Source organism: Lentzea flaviverrucosa (genome assembly GCF_003350445.1).
In the GTDB taxonomy this organism is placed as follows: Bacteria; Actinomycetota; Actinomycetes; order Mycobacteriales; family Pseudonocardiaceae; genus Lentzea; species Lentzea californiensis.
In genome coordinates, this window is record NZ_QQAU01000001.1 from 875348 (window position 1) to 891101 (window position 15754).

The window sequence follows — 15754 nt, forward strand, 5'->3', positions numbered from 1 at the left end:
GTTCAGCCGATCCCGGGGATGAGTCGCACGAGCAGGTCGATCAGCCAGATCCCGGCGAACGGCGTCACGACGCCGCCCAGTCCGTAGACCAGCAGGTTGCGCCGCAGCAGGGCGCTCGCACTGGACGGCCGATACCGCACACCCTTCAAGGCCAGCGGGATCAGCGCCACGATCACCAGCGCGTTGAAGATCACCGCAGACAGGATCGCGGACTGCGGCGTGGCCAGGTGCATGATGTTGAGCTTGTCCAGTGCCGGGTAGATCGCCGCGAACATCGCGGGCAGGATCGCGAAGTACTTCGCCAGGTCGTTCGCCACGGAGAACGTCGTCAGCGCACCGCGCGTGATCAGCAGCTGCTTGCCGATCTCCACGATCTCGATGAGCTTGGTCGGGTCCGAGTCGAGGTCGACCATGTTGCCGGCCTCCTTCGCGGCCGACGTGCCGGTGTTCATCGCGACGCCCACGTCCGCCTGCGCCAGGGCGGGCGCGTCGTTCGTGCCGTCACCGGTCATCGCGACCAGCCGCCCGCCCTCCTGTTCCTTGCGGATCAGGGCCATCTTGTCCTCGGGCTTGGCCTCGGCCAGGAAGTCGTCGACCCCGGCCTCCTCGGCGATGGCCTTGGCGGTCAACGGGTTGTCGCCCGTGACCATGACCGTCCGGATGCCCATCGCGCGCAGCTCGGCGAAGCGTTCCCTCATGCCGGGCTTCACCACGTCCGACAGCCGGATGATGCCGAGTACCTTGTCGTTCTCGGCGACGACGAGCGGGGTGCCGCCCTGTGCGCTGATCTCGTCCACGATCTCCCGAGCCGTGTCGCTCAGTTCGAACGCGGACGCGGCGCCCTTGCGGATGCTCCGCTCGCCGAGGTCGATGCCGGACATGCGGGTCTGTGCCGTGAACGGGACGAACTCGCCGGTCTTCTCGTGCTCGCTGGCCGGTTCGCCGCCCGCGAGTTCGAGAATGCTGCGGCCTTCCGGGGTGTCGTCGGCCAGGCTTGCGAGCCGGGCGGCCGCGACCAGTTCCTCGTGGGAGGTCGGGCCGACCGGGATGAACTCGGTCGCGCGCCGGTTGCCCCACGTGATCGTGCCGGTCTTGTCGAGCAGCAACGTGTCGATGTCGCCGGCGGCCTCGACCGCCTTGCCCGAGAGGGCCAGCACGTTGCGCTGCACCAGCCGGTCCATGCCCGCGATGCCGATGGCGGACAACAGCGCGCCGATGGTCGTCGGGATCAGGCAGACCAGCAAAGCGGTCAGCACGACCACCGACTGCTCGCCGCCCGAGTAGATCGCGAACGGCTGCAGTGCCACGACGGCCAGCAGGAAGATGATCGTCAGCGTCGACAGCAGGATCGTCAGCGCGATCTCGTTCGGCGTCTTCTGCCGTTCCGCACCCTCGACGAGCGCGATCATGCGGTCCACGAAGGACTCACCGGGCCTGGTCGTGATCCGGACGACGATCCGGTCCGACAGCACGGTCGTACCACCCGTGACCGCACACCGGTCACCGCCGGACTCGCGGATGACGGGCGCGGACTCGCCGGTGATCGCCGACTCGTCCACGGTCGCGATGCCCTCGACGACGTCGCCGTCGCCGGGGATCACCTCGCCCGCCTCGACGACGACCAGGTCGCCGATCTTCAGTTCGGTGCCCGCCACGACATCACCGTTGACGAGCCTGGCGACGGCGTCCTTCTTGGTGCGCCGCAACGAGTCCGCCTGTGCCTTGCCCCGTCCCTCCGCGACGGCCTCGGCGAGGTTCGCGAACAGCACGGTGAACCACAGCCACGCCGCGACGGCGGTGGTGAACACGCTCGGGTCGGTCACCGCGAACACGGTGACCAGCAGCGAGCCCGCCCAGACGACGAACATGACGGGACTGCGCAACTGGTGGCGCGGGTCCAGCTTCTTCAGGGCCTCGAGAAGAGCGGCCGCGAGACCGGGTTTGGTGGTCACAGCAGTGCCTCCGCGATGGGACCGAGAGCGAGTGCGGGAACGAAGGTGAGCGCGGCGACCAGGACGATCGAGCCGGTCAGGAGCGTCGCGAACAACGGCCCGGTGGTGGGCAACGTGCCCGCCGTGACCGGCACCTTCTTCTGCGCCGCAAGGGATCCGGCGAGGGCGAGCACCGCGACGATCGGGACGAACCGGCCGAACAGCATGCACAGGCCGAGCGACGACTGGAACCAGTCGTTCGTGACCGTGATGCCGGCGAACGCGCTGCCGTTGTTGTTCGACGCCGAGGCGTAGGCGTAGAGGATCTCGGACAGGCCGTGCTCTCCCGGGTTGTTGAGAGCGCCTTGCGTGCTCGGCAGGACGGCGGCGATGCCGGCGCCGATCAGCAGCACCGTCGGCATCGCGAGGATCGACACGGCGGCGGCCGTGACCTCCTTGCGCCCCAGCTTCTTGCCGAGGTATTCGGGTGTGCGGCCGACCATCAAGCCCGCCAGGAACATCGCGATGATCGCCATCACGAGGATGCTGTAGAGCCCCGTGCCGACGCCGCCGGGCGTCATCTCGCCGAACAGCATGTTGAGCAGCGCGGCACCGCCGCCGAGCCCGGTGTAGCTGTCGTGCAGGGAGTTGACCGCGCCGGTCGACGTGCCGGTGGTGGCGTTCGCGAAGAGCGCGCTGCCGGGGATGCCGAAGCGGAGTTCCTTGCCCTCCAACGGCCTGATGCCGTTCGCCTCGGCGGCCCAGATCACCGCGAGCATGGCCGTCCAGATGACGCCCATGACGCTGAGCAGGACGTAGCCCTGCTTCCTGTCACCGACGAGGCGGCCGAACGTGCGGGTCAGCGCGACCGGGATGACCAGGATCAGGAAGATCTCGATCAGGTTGGTCCACTCGCCCGGGTTCTCGAACGGGTGCGCGGAGTTCGCGTTGAGGACGCCGCCGCCGTTGGTGCCGAGCTCCTTGATGACCTCCTGGCTGGCGACGGGCGCGTTCGCCACGGTCTGCCCGTCGACGTCCACTCCGGACTTGAGCGACATCGTGACACCGAACGCGATGAGCACGATCGCGCCGGTGAACGCGATCGGCAGCAGGATCCGCAGGGTGCCGCGGACGAGGTCGACCCAGAAGTTGCCCAGCCGGTCGGTCTGGTGCCGCACGAACCCGCGGACCAGCGCGATGGCCACGGCCAGGCCGACCGCCGCCGACACGAAGTTCTGCACGGTCAGGCCGATCATCTGGACCGCGTGGCCCATGACGGCTTCCGGCACGTACGACTGCCAGTTCGTGTTGGCCACGAAGCTGATCGCCGTGTTGAACGCCATGCCGGGACCGACGTTACCGCGGTCGAAACCGAACGGCAGCAACGATTGCGCGCGTTGGATGACGTAGAGGAACACGATGCCGACGAACGAGAAGCCCAGCACGCCGTACGCGTAGGTGCTCCACTTCTGCTCGGCGTCCGGGTTGATGCGGGCGAAGCGGTAGATGGCCCGCTCGACCTTTAAGTGGCCCTTGGCCGTGAAGACGCGGGCCATGTAGTCGCCGAGGGGCCGGTACACGACCGCCAGGGCCGTGAGGAGGATGCCGGTCTGCAGGAGGCCGGCCACGAGGGGTGACATCAGAACTTCTCCGGCCTGACGAGTGCGATGAACAGGTAGACGATCAGCCCGAGTGCGATCACGCCGGCCACGGCGTTCGCGACGAGTCCCGTGCTCACAACTTCTCCAGTCCACGCACCGTCAGGCCCAGCACGACGAAACTCACGATCAGCAGCAACGCATAGGCCAGGTCGGCCATGACGCCGCTCCCTTCAACGAAAAGACGTTCTTGATGACGCCCGGAAGCGTGCATCAGGAAATGCCTGATCAGGGGGTGCCTGACAACGTCCTTACGGGGGCGGGTCCGGCTTTTACGCGTTCTTGAGGCCGGGGAGACCTGGGTCTCATCCGATCGGTCCTGCCGCGGTCACGAAGTGTGAAATCGTGCCGTGGTGCTGAACGAAGTCGCTGATCTGCTGCCCGCACGAGGTCTGGTCGGTGTGGACGGTGTCGACGGGGCGGGCAAGACGACGTTCTGCGACGCCCTGGCCGAGGTGCTGCGGTCCCGTGGCCGCGAGGTCGTGCGGGCCTCCGTGGACGACTTCCACCACCCGCGGGCGATTCGCTGGCAGCGCGGGAAGACCTCGCCGGAGGGGTTCTTCCTCGACAGCTTCGACCACGCGCGGTTCGCCGGCCACCTGCTCACGCCGTTCGCCGACGGGCGGCCGTTCCGCCGTGCCAGCCACGACCTGGAGACCGACGCGTACGTCGACCCGCCTTTCGAGGTCGCGTCACCGGACGCGCTCCTGCTGGTGGACGGGATCTTCCTGCACCGCGACGAGCTCGTGGCGCACTGGGACTTCTCGGTGTTCCTGGACGTCAGCTTCGCGGTGTCCGTGGCGCGCATGGCCGGGCGCGACGGCAGTCCGCCCGATCCGGACGACCCCCGCAACCGCCGGTACGTCGAGGGGCAGCGGCTGTACCTGGCGGCGTGTGACCCGGCCTCGCGGGCCAGTCTGGTGGTCGACCACTCCGAGCATCGACCCCCTAATCGTTACCCGGCGTGATAACGCCTGGTGGCTCCCGGACGACGTAACGGCCACAGCGTCCGAACGGCGTAACGAGGAGGCCTCCATGGCGACCACGTTCTGGGCTTGGATCGTGTCCGCGCTAGTCATCGTGCTGCTCGCGGTGGTGGTCCCCAGCCGCCTCGGCGCGCAGAACGTGCTGAGGGACGGCCGCGGGCGCTACAGCCTCTCGCGGGTGCAGGTGACGGTGTGGACCGTCGTGCTGCTCTCGCTCATCAGCGGCATGGCGTTCGGCCGGTTCGCGGCCGGGCAGGTCGACGTGGCCGGGTTCCAGATCCCGGACCAGGTGCTGTGGCTCCTGGGCATCTCCGTCGGTTCCGGTGTCGTGGCGGGCGCCATCAAGGTCACGAAGAGCGCGAGCCACCCGGACTCCGTGGCCGCGTACCCGCTCGGGGCCGGGGGCGGGCGGTTCTGGGAGATGCTGACCGCCGAGGAGGGTGCGTCGGCGGGCAAGTCGATCGACCTCGCGAAGTTCCAGAACTTCGTGATCACCGTGCTGCTGGTGCTGATCTACGTGGCGCAGGCCGTCTCGGCGTTCAGGGTCGTGGACAACCCCGCCGGCATCGCCGGGCTGCCCGAGTTCTCCGAGGCGTTCCTGGTGCTGCTCGCGGTGAGCCACGCCGGGTACCTGCTGGGCAAGGTGCCGTCACCGGCCGGAACCCCCGAGGGCGGCACGATGGCACAGCGCCTCGCCTCCGCCGCAGCGGAGGAGAATGTGGCGAAGGTCGTCCCGGAGGTCCGCCCCGCGTGATATCCACTCGCGGGTGATCAAGCCAGTGCGCCGCGGCGAGACGTGGCACCGCCCGGCCAGGACCGGGCATCCGGATCCGGTGAAGATGCTCGGCTACGTCTGGCCGGTCGTCGAGGAGCTGCGCGGCAAGCCCCGCGAGGAGTGGCCGGCGCCGGACGCGCTGGCGGACGCCCTGACGGAGCTGGCCGAGTACTTCGAGGAAGCCGGGTGGGACGACTTCGCCCTGCGCACGCACCACGAGGTGCTGGAGTTCCGCCGGGAGCTCGGCGACCCCGCGAAACTGCGGGTCGTGCTGACCTCGTTGCGGGACAACCTCAAGCGCCAGGAGCGGTACGAAGAAGCGCTGGTGGTCGTGCAGGAGGAGCTGCCGCTCGCCCTGCGGCTGGCCGTGCCGGGCGAGCGCAGCACGGGGATCGCCAACACGGCCCGGTACTGGATCACCAACTTCCTGGGCAGGCTCGGCCGGCACGCCGAGGCCGCGGAGAACGCCCGCGAGGCCGTCGCCGAGCTCGACGGCCAGGAGCTGGTACCGCACTCGCTGCCGGGCTACGACCTCGCGCACGCGTGGCTGGAGTACGCGCACCGCCTCGCGGCGATCGGCGAGTACGACCAGGCGGCGGAGTTCACCGCTCTGAACGCGGCCTTCTGGCGGGACCACGGCTCAGGGCGCAACATCAACGGCCACAGCGCGTTCGAGGAGCTCTGCCTCCTGCAGCTGCGCCTGGGCAGGTTCGGCGACGCCCGCGTGTCCGCCGACGAGGCCGTGGCCGTGCTGCGGAAGCACGCGGACGAGGAAGGCGACCGGCAGTCGCTCGACGACCTCGCCGGAGGAGTCCACAACCACGGCAACCGCCTGCACGACCTGGGCTTCTTCGCGGAAGCCGTGGAAGCCGCACAGGAGTCGGCCGACCGGTACCGCGCGCTGCTCGCCGGTGCCGAACGCCGTGCAGTGGTCATGAGGGCGGAGTTGCGGCTCGCGGCCGCGCTCGTCAGTCTCGGCAGCCGACTGCACGACGAGGGCAGGCTCGGCGAGTCGCTCGCCGCCAACGACGAGGCCATCGCCCTCGCGACCAAGCACGACGAGCGCGAAATCGGCTCCAAGGAACTCGCGCGGGCGTTCAACAGCCGGGCCAGCCTGCTGATCACCCGCGGCGAGTACCCCGAAGCCGCGGAGGCCGCCGCCAAGAGCATCGATCTGTACCAGACGGCGGACGGCAAGGCCATGGCGCGCAACACCTTCGCACTTGCCGCCGCTCGTGCGGGCTCGCTCGACGCCGCACTGCCGGCCTCGTCGCAGGCGGTCGCCCACTACCGGGAACAGCACGCGCGGGACCCGTACGAGTACGGCTACCTGCTGGCCGACGCGCTCACCGATCACGCCGTGGTCCGCTCCCTCCGGTCGGAACGCGCCGAGGCGGAGGCCGCGATCACCGAGTCCCTGGCGAGGAACGAGGAACTCGCCGCGTTCCACCCCGCCCGCTACCAACGCGAACTGGACCACGCGCGGTCGGTGGCCGCCCGCGTCTAGAGGTTCTTCGTGAAGAACTCCGCGACCCGCTCGACGACCTGCGGCACGTACCTGTCGTACAGGTCGACGTGCGTGGCGCCGTCGACCCAGTGGAACTCCTTGGGGCCGCCCGCGTTCTGGAAGGCCTCGACGCTCATCCACGACGTGACGGCCTCGCGCCCGGCCACCAGCAGCAACGGCCGCGGCGCGATCAGCCCGACGGCGCGGAACGCGTCGAACGCGGCGATCCTGCCGATGCTGTTCCACGTCAGCGTCTTCGCCGACCGCGGGTGCTCACCGCGCGGCGTGCGGTAGTACTCCCAGCCTTCGAACGCGTGCGGCCCCCCGGCCCGCGCCTGTTCGCCGTCCTCCGGGAACAGCGAGAAGCTCCCCTCCTGTCCCTGGGCCAGCAGTCCTCGCAGGACGGCGGGATCCTGGGTGCCGTCCGCGCCGAACCGGAACTGACGGGCGATGTCGGCCAGGCTCACCGTCGCGATCGCCCTGATCCGCGGGTCGGTCCCGGCGGCGGCCAGGCCGTAGCCACCGGAGGCGCAGATCCCGAGCACGCCGACACGTTCCTCTCCCAGGAACGTCACGGCCGCCCGAATGTCCTCGACCCGTTGCGCCGGGTCCTCCAGTCCGCGCGGCAGTCCCGCGCTCTCACCTTGGTAGGCGGCGTCGAAGGCCAGCGCCAGGAAGCCCTGCCCGGCGAGCCGCCGCGCGTACTCCCCCGCCGTCTGCTCCTTCACGCCGGTGCCGGGATGCCCGACGACGACCGCTCCGCGGGGAGCGCCTTCCGGCCGGTAGAGGTGGCCGGCGATCTCGAGTCCGTTGCTGGGGAAGGTCACGTTGTCCATGACCACCACGTTCGTCCCGCACCGCCCCCGCCAGCCAGGGACAGCCCAGCCCATGCACACCAGTACCAGGCACACGCCTGCGGAAACACGGACACTGGAGGCATGACCGAACTGGGCGAGTTCCTCCGCACCCGCCGCGCCGCCCTGGACCCGCAGCGCGCGGGCCTGCCCGACGACGGCAGGCAACGCCGAGTCCCAGGCCTGCGCCGCGAGGAACTGGCCCAGCTCGCCCACGTGAGCGTCGACTACGTGGTCCGCCTGGAACAGGGCCGCACGAAACGCGTCTCCCGCACCGTCCTCAACGCACTCGCCGACGCGCTCCACCTGGCGACGGACGAACGCGACTACCTCTTCCGCATCGCGGACGTCGCCCCGGCGAGGCAGCCCACCACCCCCGAGGTCGCCGCACGGTTGCAGCAACTGCTGGACGGCATGCCGGACATCCCGGCAATGGTCCTGCACCGACGCATGGACGTGCTGGCGTGGAACCGGGGAGCCTCCGCACTGCTGACCGACTTCGGGGCCCTCCCCGCGCCGGAACGCAACCTGATCCGGCTGACGTTCCTCGAACCGGCGTTCCGCGCCCTCTACGGCGACTGGGAACGCTCGGCGCAGGAATGCGTTGCGGTGCTGCGCATGGAGGCCGGCCGCGCCCCGCACGACTCGGCGCTCTCCGCACTGGTCGGCGAGCTGAGCGTGAAGGACCTGGACTTCCGGAACTGGTGGGCGACACACCAGGTGCGCGGGCCGCGGCAGCTCGTCAAGACCTACCACCACCCGGTGGCGGGCACGCTGGTTCTGGACGTGCAGCAGTTCTCCGTGGACACGCACCCGGATCAGCTGCTCGTCGCCTACACCGCTGCGGACGAGGCGTCGCGGGAGGGCTTGAGGTTTCTCCTGCTCTCGGCACAGGCTCAGCCGTCGGATCACTTGCCGGCACGGTAGAGCAGGTCTTACACGACACGAACCTCATGGGCCGGGAGGCCGTTCCACCACCGCGCGTAACGCTTGTACACCTGAGGCTCCCGATCACCCAGGAGCTTGCACAGAGCCGCCGCCTCATCCGCCAGCCCGGCCCAGTCCTCCTCACCAAGAGCGCGGAACGCAGTCACCTCGACACCCCCGTCCACGGCAGGACGCCACACCCCGGCCACGTACCCGTCGACGAGCACGGTGGGCAGGGTGTCACCGTTGTTCCGGATGACCAGCTTGCGGTACTCCTCCGGAATGATCCGGCTCCGATCCGCGTAGGCGAGCAAAGTGCTGTCCCACATGGCCATCAGCCGCGGCGGAGCAACGACGTCCTCGTCCGGAAGAGTCCGCCCAGGAACGTCGAAGTGATCGCCGTCCCGCACGAGGTCCAGCGACGCCAGCGCTTCCCGGATGGTGGTGCGCGGCAGCATGCTGAACTGGTTCATGTCGAGCACGGTCGCCGGGCCGAACCCGGTGAGGTAGCGGCGCAGCATCTCCGCGACGGCCGCCATCCGCTCAAGGGGCTCGGCGGTCACGGCCAGGTAGGACGGCCGCAGTCCGAACGACCACGGCCCACCTGTCGGCGCGTGCACCAATCCGCCGTAGGTGCGCAGCGCCCACCAGACTCCGGGGTCACCGACGTCGCCGACGTGCGAGTGCAGCAGTTCCTCGATCTCCGCCTTCTGGCGAGGAGTCGCGGCGAACTCGAGCAGGTGTTCCAGCAGTGCGTCGGTCTGCTCGATCGAGACGTTCATCGTCTTGAACCGCTTGTCGTACAGCCGTGACGCCCTCAGGGCGGGCAGCATCGCGTGGTGGAACACCGAGTGGTCCGCGGCCGTCACGGCGTGCAGGGTGATCCGCATCAGCGATGCCTTGCGGACCACCCCGCTCGTGAACGCCTCGTCCAGGTCGGCGGGGTCGAAGCCCTCGATCCGGTTCCACAGCGCGATGTACGGCGACGCGGGTTCCTGCGCCTGGATCGCCACGACCCGGTCCACGGCCGTCAGCAGGTCGACCGGTTCGCGCCCCAGCAGCATCTGCCGGTCGAGCGTGGCGCGGTTGAGCTGACGTGCCGTGGAGGTCATGCCCGAGATCCTGGCTCACCGCAGCTTCGACGGCCACCAGATTCGTCCGCCGACGTCCACCGAGAGTGCCGGCACGAGCAGCGACCGCACCAGCAGCGTGTCGAGCAGGACACCGAACGCGACGATGAACGCGATCTGCGTGAGGAACAGGATCGGCAGCACGGCCAGTGCCGCGAACGTCGCCGCCAGCACCACACCCGCCGACGTGATCACGCCGCCGGTCAGGCTCAGGCCGCGCAGCGTGCCCTCGACCGTGCCGAGTTGCTGGGTCTCCTCGCGCACTCGGGTCATCAGGAAGATGTTGTAGTCGATGCCCAAGGCCACGAGGAACACGAACCCGAACAACGGCACCACCGGATCGGCGCCCGGGAAGTCGAGGACGTGGTTGAACACCAGTGCCGACACGCCCATCGTGGCCGCGAACGACAGCACGACGGTCGCGATCAGCAGCAACGGAGCCAGCAGCGACCGCAGCAGCAGCGCCAGGATCAGGAAGATCACGACCAGCACGATCGGGATGATCAGCATCCGGTCGTGCTCGGAGGTCGTCCTGGTGTCGAGCAACGTCGCCGTCGGCCCGCCCACCTTCGTGCCCTCGATGCCGTCGACGGCCGCTCGAAGTCGTTGCACGGTCTCCACCGCGGCATCGGAGTCCGGCGCGTCCTTCAGCGTGGCCTCGATGCGCACGAGCCCCTCCGCCGTTCCGGACGGCCGGACGTCGGCGACACCGTCCACCTTGGACTTCTGCACGACCTCGGCGGTCTTGTCCTCGGCGGCGATGATCACGGTCGGCGAGCCGGTTCCGCCGGGGAAGTGCCGCGACAGCACCTCCTGTCCCGCAACGGACTCGACCGGGGTCAGGAACACGTCGGACTGGGCGGTGCCGGACGCCTTGAGCTGCGGCAGGAACGCGGCGCCGGCGAGCAGCACCAGCGTGGTGACGATCCAGATCGCCCGCGGCCTGCGGCGCACCAGGTTCGCGACGCGGGCCCAGAGCCCGCTCGTCTCGGGGTGCTTCGAGCCGAACTTCGGGGCGAACGGCCAGAAGGCGCCGCGGCCGAGCAGTGCCAGGGTCGCGGGCAGGAACGTCATCGTGGTCAGCAGCGCGGCACCGATGCCGATGGCGGCGACCGGGCCGAGGCCCTTGTTCGAGTCGAGGTCGCTGAACAGCAGGCACAGCACGCCGAGGATCACCGTGCCGGCCGACGCCGCGATGGGTTCGATCGTGCCGCGCCAGGCCGTTTTGACCGCCGCGAACTTGTCCTGGGTGTCGCGCAGCTCCTCGCGGAACCTCGACACCAGCAGCAACGCGTAGTCCGTCGCGGCGCCGAACACCAGGATCGAGAGGATGCCCTGGCTTTGGCCGTTCAACGCCAGGACGTCGTTCTTCGCGAGCAGGTAGACGACGAAGCTGGCCAGTCCGAGCGCGAACACCGCCGACACCAGCACGACGACCGGCAGCAGCGGACTCCGGTAGACCACCAGCAGGATCAACGCGACCACCGCGCCCGCGACGAGCAGCAACAGCCCGTCGATCCCGCCGAACGCCTCCACGAGGTCCGCGACCTGCGCCGCCGGGCCCGTGACCAGCACGGTCAGCCCCTCAGGTGCACCTCGTGTGCCGTCGCGGAGCTGGAAGATCGAGTCCTTGACGTCCTTGGCCGGGTCGAGCAGCAGGACGACCTGCGCGGCCTGGTCGTCGTTCGGCGAGGGGATGACCGGCGACGCCTGGAAGCCCTTGACCTGGTCGGCGAGGTACCGCTTGTCCTCCTCGGTCAGTCCGCTGGTGCGTTCGACCACGACGATCGCGGGGATCGCCTCCTCGCGCTGGAACTTCTTCTGCAGCTCCGCGACCTGCGTGGACTCGGCGGAGTTGGGCAGGAACGCGCTGCTGTCGTTCTCCGCGACCTCCGACAGCTTGCCCGCGTACGGCCCGGTGAAGCCGCCCAAGGCCAGCCAGACGACGAGCAGGACCCCGGCTAGGACTCGCATCAGATTTCCTTCGATCGTCGAACGTTTCGATGGTCGAAACAGTAAGCTGTGATCGTGAGCGACGCAACCGACTACGAGCTGAGCATGATGCTGCGCGCGCTGGTGATGGAGTCGAACCGGTTCCTGGAGATCTTCAGCGCGGCCCACGAGTTGCATCCCACGGACATGACAGCGCTGAACCTCATCATGACCGCTCCCATGACACCCGGCACGCTGGCGAAGGCGCTGAACCTCAGCGCGTCGGCGACGACGTCCGTGCTGGACCGCCTCGAGAGGGCAGGTCACGTCGTCCGCGATCGCGATCCCGGCGACCGCCGCCGCGTCGACCTCCGGGTGCTCGACACGGCGACGGAACTCGCCTCCACGTTCTTCCAGCCGCTGGCGCGCGGCTACGCCGCCGCGTGGGAGCGGATGACCGCCGAGGAACGGCAGGTCGTCGCGCGCTTCCTCGCCTCGACGATCGAGGCGACGGCGCGGGTGCGCGCGGAGGTCAGCTGAGCCTGCCGGCCGGCAGCGTCCGCCCGCAGACCAGCAGCAACAGGTCCTGGGCCAGTCCCCTGACCGGCTCGCCCTCGCCGAACGTCCAGTCCAGGTCGGTGGCCTCCAGGCGTTTGCCGCCGAGGTCAGCCCCGAAGTACTTGACGTTGGACGGCTTCATGCCGCCGAGGACGTGGCGGAGCCGGTCGTGCGGGACCCGGCGCTCCAGTCCCAGGGCGACGGTGATGTCCAGGCCGTGGATGACGTCGTGCGAGAGCGCGCCGGCCGGGCCACCACCGGGTGGCGTCCACGGATGGTCGATGTTGTCCTTCAGCGACTTCAGCAGTTCGCTCGCCGGGAGCTGTGCGTCCTTGCGGGCCATGCGGTCGGAGGCGTGGTTGAACCGGCCGGCCGACTTCAGCACCTCCAGGACGATCCTCGTTCCCGACGACCGGAACGGCAACGTCGTGTGCGCGACGACGTGCTTCACCGTCCAGCCCTCGCACAGGCTCGGCGCGTGCCACTGCTCCCCGGTGAGTCCACTCAGGAGTTCCGCCTGGTCCCGCCGTTCCGCCGCCACCGCGGCGCGGATGTCTTCGGTCATGCCCTGATGTACGAGCTGGGCGACGGGAACTCATCGGTCCGCGTAGGGTCCAGTGCGTGATCGAGGCGCTGGAACCGTTCCGCGTCGAGCTGAACGGCTACTGCTACCGCATGCTCGGCTCCGGCTTCGAGGCCGAGGACGCCGTGCAGGAAACACTCGTGCGCGCGTGGAAGGCGTTCGACAGCTACGACTCCGCGCGCGCTTCGTTGCGGACGTGGCTCTACCGGATCGCCACGAACATCTGCATCGACATGCAGCGCAGTGCCCAGCGCCGCGCCCTGGCCGTGGACCTGGGCCCGTACGGCGGCGAACTGGGCGCTCCCCTGCTGGAGAACGTCTTCGTGCAGCCCGTGCCGGACGCCCTGGTGCTGCCGGAGGACCAGGCGATCCGCCGCGAGACCGTGCGGCTGGCGTTCGTGGCCGCGTTGCAGCACCTTCCGCCCCGCCAGCGCGCCGTGCTGATCCTGCGCGACGTCCTGGCGTGGCAGGCCTCCGAGGTCGCCGCACTGCTGTCCGTCTCGGTCGCGTCGGTGACCAGCGCGTTGCAACGGGCCCGCGCGACACTGCGGGTGGCCGACGTCGGCACACCGCTGGACCTGTCCGATCCCGTGCAGAAGTCGCTGCTGAGCCGCTACTGCGAGGCGTTCGACCGGCACGACGTGCGGACGCTCGTGGCCCTGCTGCACGAGGACGCGACGATGTCGATGCCGCCGTTCAGCTGGTGGCTGCGAGGCCGCGAGTCGATCGCCCTCGCGTTGAGCGATCCCGGCGCCGCCTGCGCCGGTGCCTGGCTGGTGCCGGTGCGGGCCAACGCCTCACCCGCGTTCTGGCAGATGCGGCCCGGCCTGGAGAAGCCGTTCGGGCTGGTGTTCCTCGACGTGCGGGACGGGTCGGTGACCGGCAACACCACGTACCTGAACGTGGACGAGTTGCTGCCCCTGTTCGGCTCGCCCCCGGTCACACCGATGAGTTCCGGGCCGCCGTCCCGTACGTCCGCGGACGACTAGTTCTGGAGGAAGCCCATGGCTGTGCAGCCCATCATCGTGACGCCCGATCTCGACCGGGTGCAGGCGTTCTACTCGCAGGTGCTCGGCGCGGTCGAGGTGCTCCGCCACCCGGCCGAGGGACCGGTCTTCTTCAAGACGCTGAAGATCGGCGACGGGGAGTTGGGGCTCGTGATCCAGGAGACGGACGTGTCGCTGCCCGCGCGCATCGTCCTGAGCATCGACGTGGAGGACGTGGACGCGGCGCTGACGCTGGTCGAGGCCGCCGGCGGGCGGGTGCGGGGGCCCGCGAACGACATGCCCTGGGGGCAGCGCGTGGCGCACGTCTTCGATCCGGACGGGAACCCGGTCAACCTGACCCAGAAGATCTAGGCCGCAGAGCTAGGCCGCCCCGACGAGGTCGCGACCCCGGCGCCGGGCCGGTTCCGCCGACCCGCGGATCCGGCCCCACGGCTTGAACACGGACAGGAAGTAGGCGAACAGCAGCAGCGTCGGCGCGACCACGACCGGGTGCAGGATGCCGGACGGGATCACCGCGGCCGGGTCGCCGGCCAGCATCCGCTCGCCGATCCCGGCCGCCTCCTCGACGCCGGGCCGCAGGGCGAACGCGATCAGCAACGACATGCCGGCGTTCAGGACGAGCTTGGTCGCGACCCACCAGTACCTGACGAGCCCGTACTTGCTGCCGAGGCCAATCACCGCGCCGGAGATCATGCAGACGACGCTGGCACCGAACATCGGCCAGATCGCGAAGAGGCCGACCGCCTGGATCGCCACGCCGGCGGTACCGGTGTCCTCAGTGGACAGTGCGACCAGGACGAGGATTCCCAGCGCGAGGTCGATGCCGAGCCACGCCCCCGCCGACAGGACGTGCACGAGCAGAACGGCCTTGCGGGCGCGGCCGCCGAGCTTGCGGGTGGTGGTCATCGCGATGCGCTCCTTCTCCCGTGGTGTCGCGTCCCACTCTCGTCACCACGGGCGGCGGCATCATCCGCTCACGTTCTGATCTCGCGTACGTCGGTTTGCGTACCCGGCTGCGCGGCGCGGACGTAGCTGACCTGCAGCAGCGTCAACTGCCGCGCGCTCACCGCCATGGCACCGACGTTCGGCAGCTCGACCGCCTCCTGCCGCCCCGCGGCCCGGTACTGCACCGGCCCGCTGATCGTGAGCTCGCGGTCCGCCACGTCCGCGGCCGACCGGCTGTAGGTGAGCAGCCACCCCGCGACGTACGTGCCGTCCGACAGGTGACAGCCCACGTGCACCCGGCAGTCGGGATGAGCGGTGAACAGGCGCCCCCACGCGGAGAGGAACGGGGCCTCGTCCCTCCTGCCCAGCCGCTCGAACAGCGGTCCCGCGACCAGCACGGCCAGCAGCGTCGCGACGCCGACGAGTCCCACGCCCCAGATCCAGAGCGCCACGTGGTGCCTGACCGCGTAGTCGCCCGGTTTGGTGAGCAACGCGGTGAGGTCGACGGTCTGCTTCGGCAGCACCGACCACACCACCAGCGCCAGGGACAGCACGACCAGGTCGCACACGACGCTCACCACGACCATCGCCACGGTCTCCCGCAGCGCCGAGAACTGCCGCTCAGGCCCCGAGCGTTCCCGCCGCGCGCTGTACGCGAAGCCGGGGGTCAGCAGTGCGATGAACAGGACCAGCCCGACGAGCGTCGTGGGGACCATGCCACCCTCCCGATGGAGCTCCGCGATCTATGATTGTGTCACGAAGATCGTTTGAGCAGCTGGACGGAGCACACCGTGTCGTCACCGCCGGACCCGGACCTCACCGACATCGACTTCTCCGACTTCGGCGAGGACACCGTGCGGGGCCACGCGGTCGCGAGCCACGCGCAGCTGCCTCCGACGGCGGACGCGCCCCCTCCTCCCCCGCCGCCTGCCAAGCCGTAACGAGTTCGTTCGCGCCCGAA

18 protein-coding genes are annotated in these 15754 nt (G+C 69.6%); 8 read left to right on the plus strand and 10 right to left on the minus strand.

The genetic code is table 11. The features are described from left to right. Positions 1 to 2 precede the first annotated feature (2 nt). Genes kdpB through DFR72_RS45330 form a run of 4 tightly spaced genes read right to left on the minus strand, consistent with a single transcriptional unit; the run spans position 3 to position 3803 of the window. The gene (gene kdpB / locus DFR72_RS03905) at positions 3 to 1952 is read right to left on the minus strand and encodes a potassium-transporting ATPase subunit KdpB (RefSeq protein ID WP_090063998.1); all 1950 of its coding nucleotides are present in this window, start codon (positions 1950 to 1952) and stop codon (positions 3 to 5) included. Further along, complete coding sequence (gene kdpA / locus DFR72_RS03910; protein ID WP_090063997.1) at positions 1949 to 3571, minus strand: potassium-transporting ATPase subunit KdpA; 1623 nt, start codon at positions 3569 to 3571, stop codon at positions 1949 to 1951. The genes kdpB and kdpA overlap by 4 nt, the downstream gene beginning before the upstream one ends. Continuing rightward, positions 3571 to 3669 (minus strand): K(+)-transporting ATPase subunit F, encoded by a 99-nt coding sequence (gene kdpF / locus DFR72_RS03915; protein ID WP_090063996.1) that lies wholly within the window; start codon positions 3667 to 3669, stop codon positions 3571 to 3573. Before kdpF ends, kdpA begins: the two co-directional genes overlap by 1 nt. Continuing rightward, positions 3666 to 3803, minus strand: a complete 138-nt coding sequence (locus DFR72_RS45330; RefSeq protein ID WP_170176063.1) for a hypothetical protein — start codon at positions 3801 to 3803, stop codon at positions 3666 to 3668. The genes kdpF and DFR72_RS45330 overlap by 4 nt, the downstream gene beginning before the upstream one ends. Positions 3804 to 3942: 139 nt before the next feature. Between DFR72_RS45330 and DFR72_RS03920 the strand changes: the two genes are divergently transcribed. The 3 genes from DFR72_RS03920 (at position 3943) to DFR72_RS03930 (ending at position 6857) form a co-directional block, all read left to right on the plus strand. Continuing rightward, positions 3943 to 4557 carry a nucleoside/nucleotide kinase family protein gene (locus DFR72_RS03920; protein ID WP_245982493.1) on the plus strand — a complete coding sequence of 205 codons (615 nt, stop codon included), beginning with the start codon at positions 3943 to 3945 and terminating at the stop codon, positions 4555 to 4557. Between the two features lie 67 nt (positions 4558 to 4624). Next, entirely contained in the window at positions 4625 to 5329 is a 705-nt protein-coding gene (locus DFR72_RS03925; protein WP_090063994.1) for a hypothetical protein, read from the plus strand. 13 nt (positions 5330 to 5342) lie between these two features. Beyond that, positions 5343 to 6857, plus strand: coding sequence for a tetratricopeptide repeat protein (locus DFR72_RS03930; RefSeq protein ID WP_090063993.1), 1515 nt, complete (start codon positions 5343 to 5345; stop codon positions 6855 to 6857). Here DFR72_RS03930 and DFR72_RS03935 read toward each other — a convergent pair. Further along, entirely contained in the window at positions 6854 to 7693 is an 840-nt protein-coding gene (locus DFR72_RS03935; protein ID WP_090064533.1) for an alpha/beta hydrolase, read from the minus strand. The genes DFR72_RS03930 and DFR72_RS03935 overlap by 4 nt on opposite strands. A 102-nt stretch (positions 7694 to 7795) precedes the next feature. Here DFR72_RS03935 and DFR72_RS03940 point away from each other — a divergent pair, with 102 nt between their 5' ends. Beyond that, complete coding sequence (locus tag DFR72_RS03940; protein ID WP_090063992.1) at positions 7796 to 8638, plus strand: helix-turn-helix transcriptional regulator; 843 nt, start codon at positions 7796 to 7798, stop codon at positions 8636 to 8638. An 8-nt stretch (positions 8639 to 8646) separates the two neighbouring features. On the opposite strand, the gene DFR72_RS03945 is transcribed toward DFR72_RS03940, so the two are convergent. Both DFR72_RS03945 and DFR72_RS03950 read right to left on the minus strand, forming a co-directional pair. Next, positions 8647 to 9750 carry a winged helix DNA-binding domain-containing protein gene (locus DFR72_RS03945; RefSeq protein WP_090063991.1) on the minus strand — a complete coding sequence of 368 codons (1104 nt, stop codon included), beginning with the start codon at positions 9748 to 9750 and terminating at the stop codon, positions 8647 to 8649. 15 nt (positions 9751 to 9765) lie between these two features. Then, a complete protein-coding gene (locus DFR72_RS03950; protein WP_090063990.1) occupies positions 9766 to 11742 on the minus strand; it encodes an MMPL family transporter in 1977 nt (658 codons plus the stop codon). A gap of 54 nt (positions 11743 to 11796) precedes the next feature. Here DFR72_RS03950 and DFR72_RS03955 point away from each other — a divergent pair, with 54 nt between their 5' ends. Next, positions 11797 to 12240 carry a MarR family winged helix-turn-helix transcriptional regulator gene (locus DFR72_RS03955; protein WP_245982494.1) on the plus strand — a complete coding sequence of 148 codons (444 nt, stop codon included), beginning with the start codon at positions 11797 to 11799 and terminating at the stop codon, positions 12238 to 12240. Here DFR72_RS03955 and DFR72_RS03960 read toward each other — a convergent pair. Then, positions 12233 to 12823: a maleylpyruvate isomerase family mycothiol-dependent enzyme gene (locus DFR72_RS03960; RefSeq protein ID WP_090063989.1), complete on the minus strand. Its 591-nt coding sequence runs from the start codon at positions 12821 to 12823 to the stop codon at positions 12233 to 12235. The genes DFR72_RS03955 and DFR72_RS03960 overlap by 8 nt on opposite strands. Positions 12824 to 12879: 56 nt before the next feature. On the opposite strand from DFR72_RS03960, the gene DFR72_RS03965 reads away from it, so the two are divergent. Together DFR72_RS03965 and DFR72_RS03970 are read left to right on the plus strand one after the other, a co-directional pair. After that, a complete protein-coding gene (locus DFR72_RS03965; protein WP_211335291.1) occupies positions 12880 to 13830 on the plus strand; it encodes an RNA polymerase subunit sigma-70 in 951 nt (316 codons plus the stop codon). 15 nt (positions 13831 to 13845) lie between these two features. Then, positions 13846 to 14199: a VOC family protein gene (locus DFR72_RS03970; protein WP_090063987.1), complete on the plus strand. Its 354-nt coding sequence runs from the start codon at positions 13846 to 13848 to the stop codon at positions 14197 to 14199. A 9-nt stretch (positions 14200 to 14208) separates the two neighbouring features. Here the strand turns inward: DFR72_RS03970 and DFR72_RS03975 are convergent, their stop codons facing one another. Both DFR72_RS03975 and DFR72_RS03980 read right to left on the minus strand, forming a co-directional pair. Further along, positions 14209 to 14754 carry a hypothetical protein gene (locus DFR72_RS03975; RefSeq protein ID WP_090063986.1) on the minus strand — a complete coding sequence of 182 codons (546 nt, stop codon included), beginning with the start codon at positions 14752 to 14754 and terminating at the stop codon, positions 14209 to 14211. Positions 14755 to 14822: 68 nt separating this feature from the next. After that, a complete protein-coding gene (locus DFR72_RS03980) occupies positions 14823 to 15509 on the minus strand; it encodes a DUF6338 family protein (RefSeq protein ID WP_090063985.1) in 687 nt (228 codons plus the stop codon). Between the two features lie 51 nt (positions 15510 to 15560). Here DFR72_RS03980 and DFR72_RS45335 point away from each other — a divergent pair, with 51 nt between their 5' ends. Further along, a complete protein-coding gene (locus DFR72_RS45335; protein ID WP_170176112.1) occupies positions 15561 to 15734 on the plus strand; it encodes a hypothetical protein in 174 nt (57 codons plus the stop codon). Positions 15735 to 15754 lie beyond the last annotated feature (20 nt).

Excerpts from the sequence above, each read along its gene's own strand:
- kdpA (WP_090063997.1), bottom strand. The coding sequence starts at position 3,571 with ATGTCACCCCTCGTGGCCGGCCTCCTGCAGACCGGCATCCTCCTCACG.
- DFR72_RS45330 (WP_170176063.1), bottom strand. The coding sequence starts at position 3,803 with ATGCACGCTTCCGGGCGTCATCAAGAACGTCTTTTCGTTGAAGGGAGC.
- DFR72_RS03925 (WP_090063994.1), top strand. The coding sequence starts at position 4,625 with ATGGCGACCACGTTCTGGGCTTGGATCGTGTCCGCGCTAGTCATCGTG.
- DFR72_RS03935 (WP_090064533.1), bottom strand. The coding sequence starts at position 7,693 with ATGGACAACGTGACCTTCCCCAGCAACGGACTCGAGATCGCCGGCCAC.
- DFR72_RS03940 (WP_090063992.1), top strand. The coding sequence starts at position 7,796 with ATGACCGAACTGGGCGAGTTCCTCCGCACCCGCCGCGCCGCCCTGGAC.
- DFR72_RS03945 (WP_090063991.1), bottom strand. The coding sequence starts at position 9,750 with ATGACCTCCACGGCACGTCAGCTCAACCGCGCCACGCTCGACCGGCAG.
- DFR72_RS03950 (WP_090063990.1), bottom strand. The coding sequence starts at position 11,742 with ATGCGAGTCCTAGCCGGGGTCCTGCTCGTCGTCTGGCTGGCCTTGGGC.
- DFR72_RS03960 (WP_090063989.1), bottom strand. The coding sequence starts at position 12,823 with ATGACCGAAGACATCCGCGCCGCGGTGGCGGCGGAACGGCGGGACCAG.
- DFR72_RS03970 (WP_090063987.1), top strand. The coding sequence starts at position 13,846 with ATGGCTGTGCAGCCCATCATCGTGACGCCCGATCTCGACCGGGTGCAG.
- DFR72_RS03975 (WP_090063986.1), bottom strand. The coding sequence starts at position 14,754 with ATGACCACCACCCGCAAGCTCGGCGGCCGCGCCCGCAAGGCCGTTCTG.
- DFR72_RS03980 (WP_090063985.1), bottom strand. The coding sequence starts at position 15,509 with ATGGTCCCCACGACGCTCGTCGGGCTGGTCCTGTTCATCGCACTGCTG.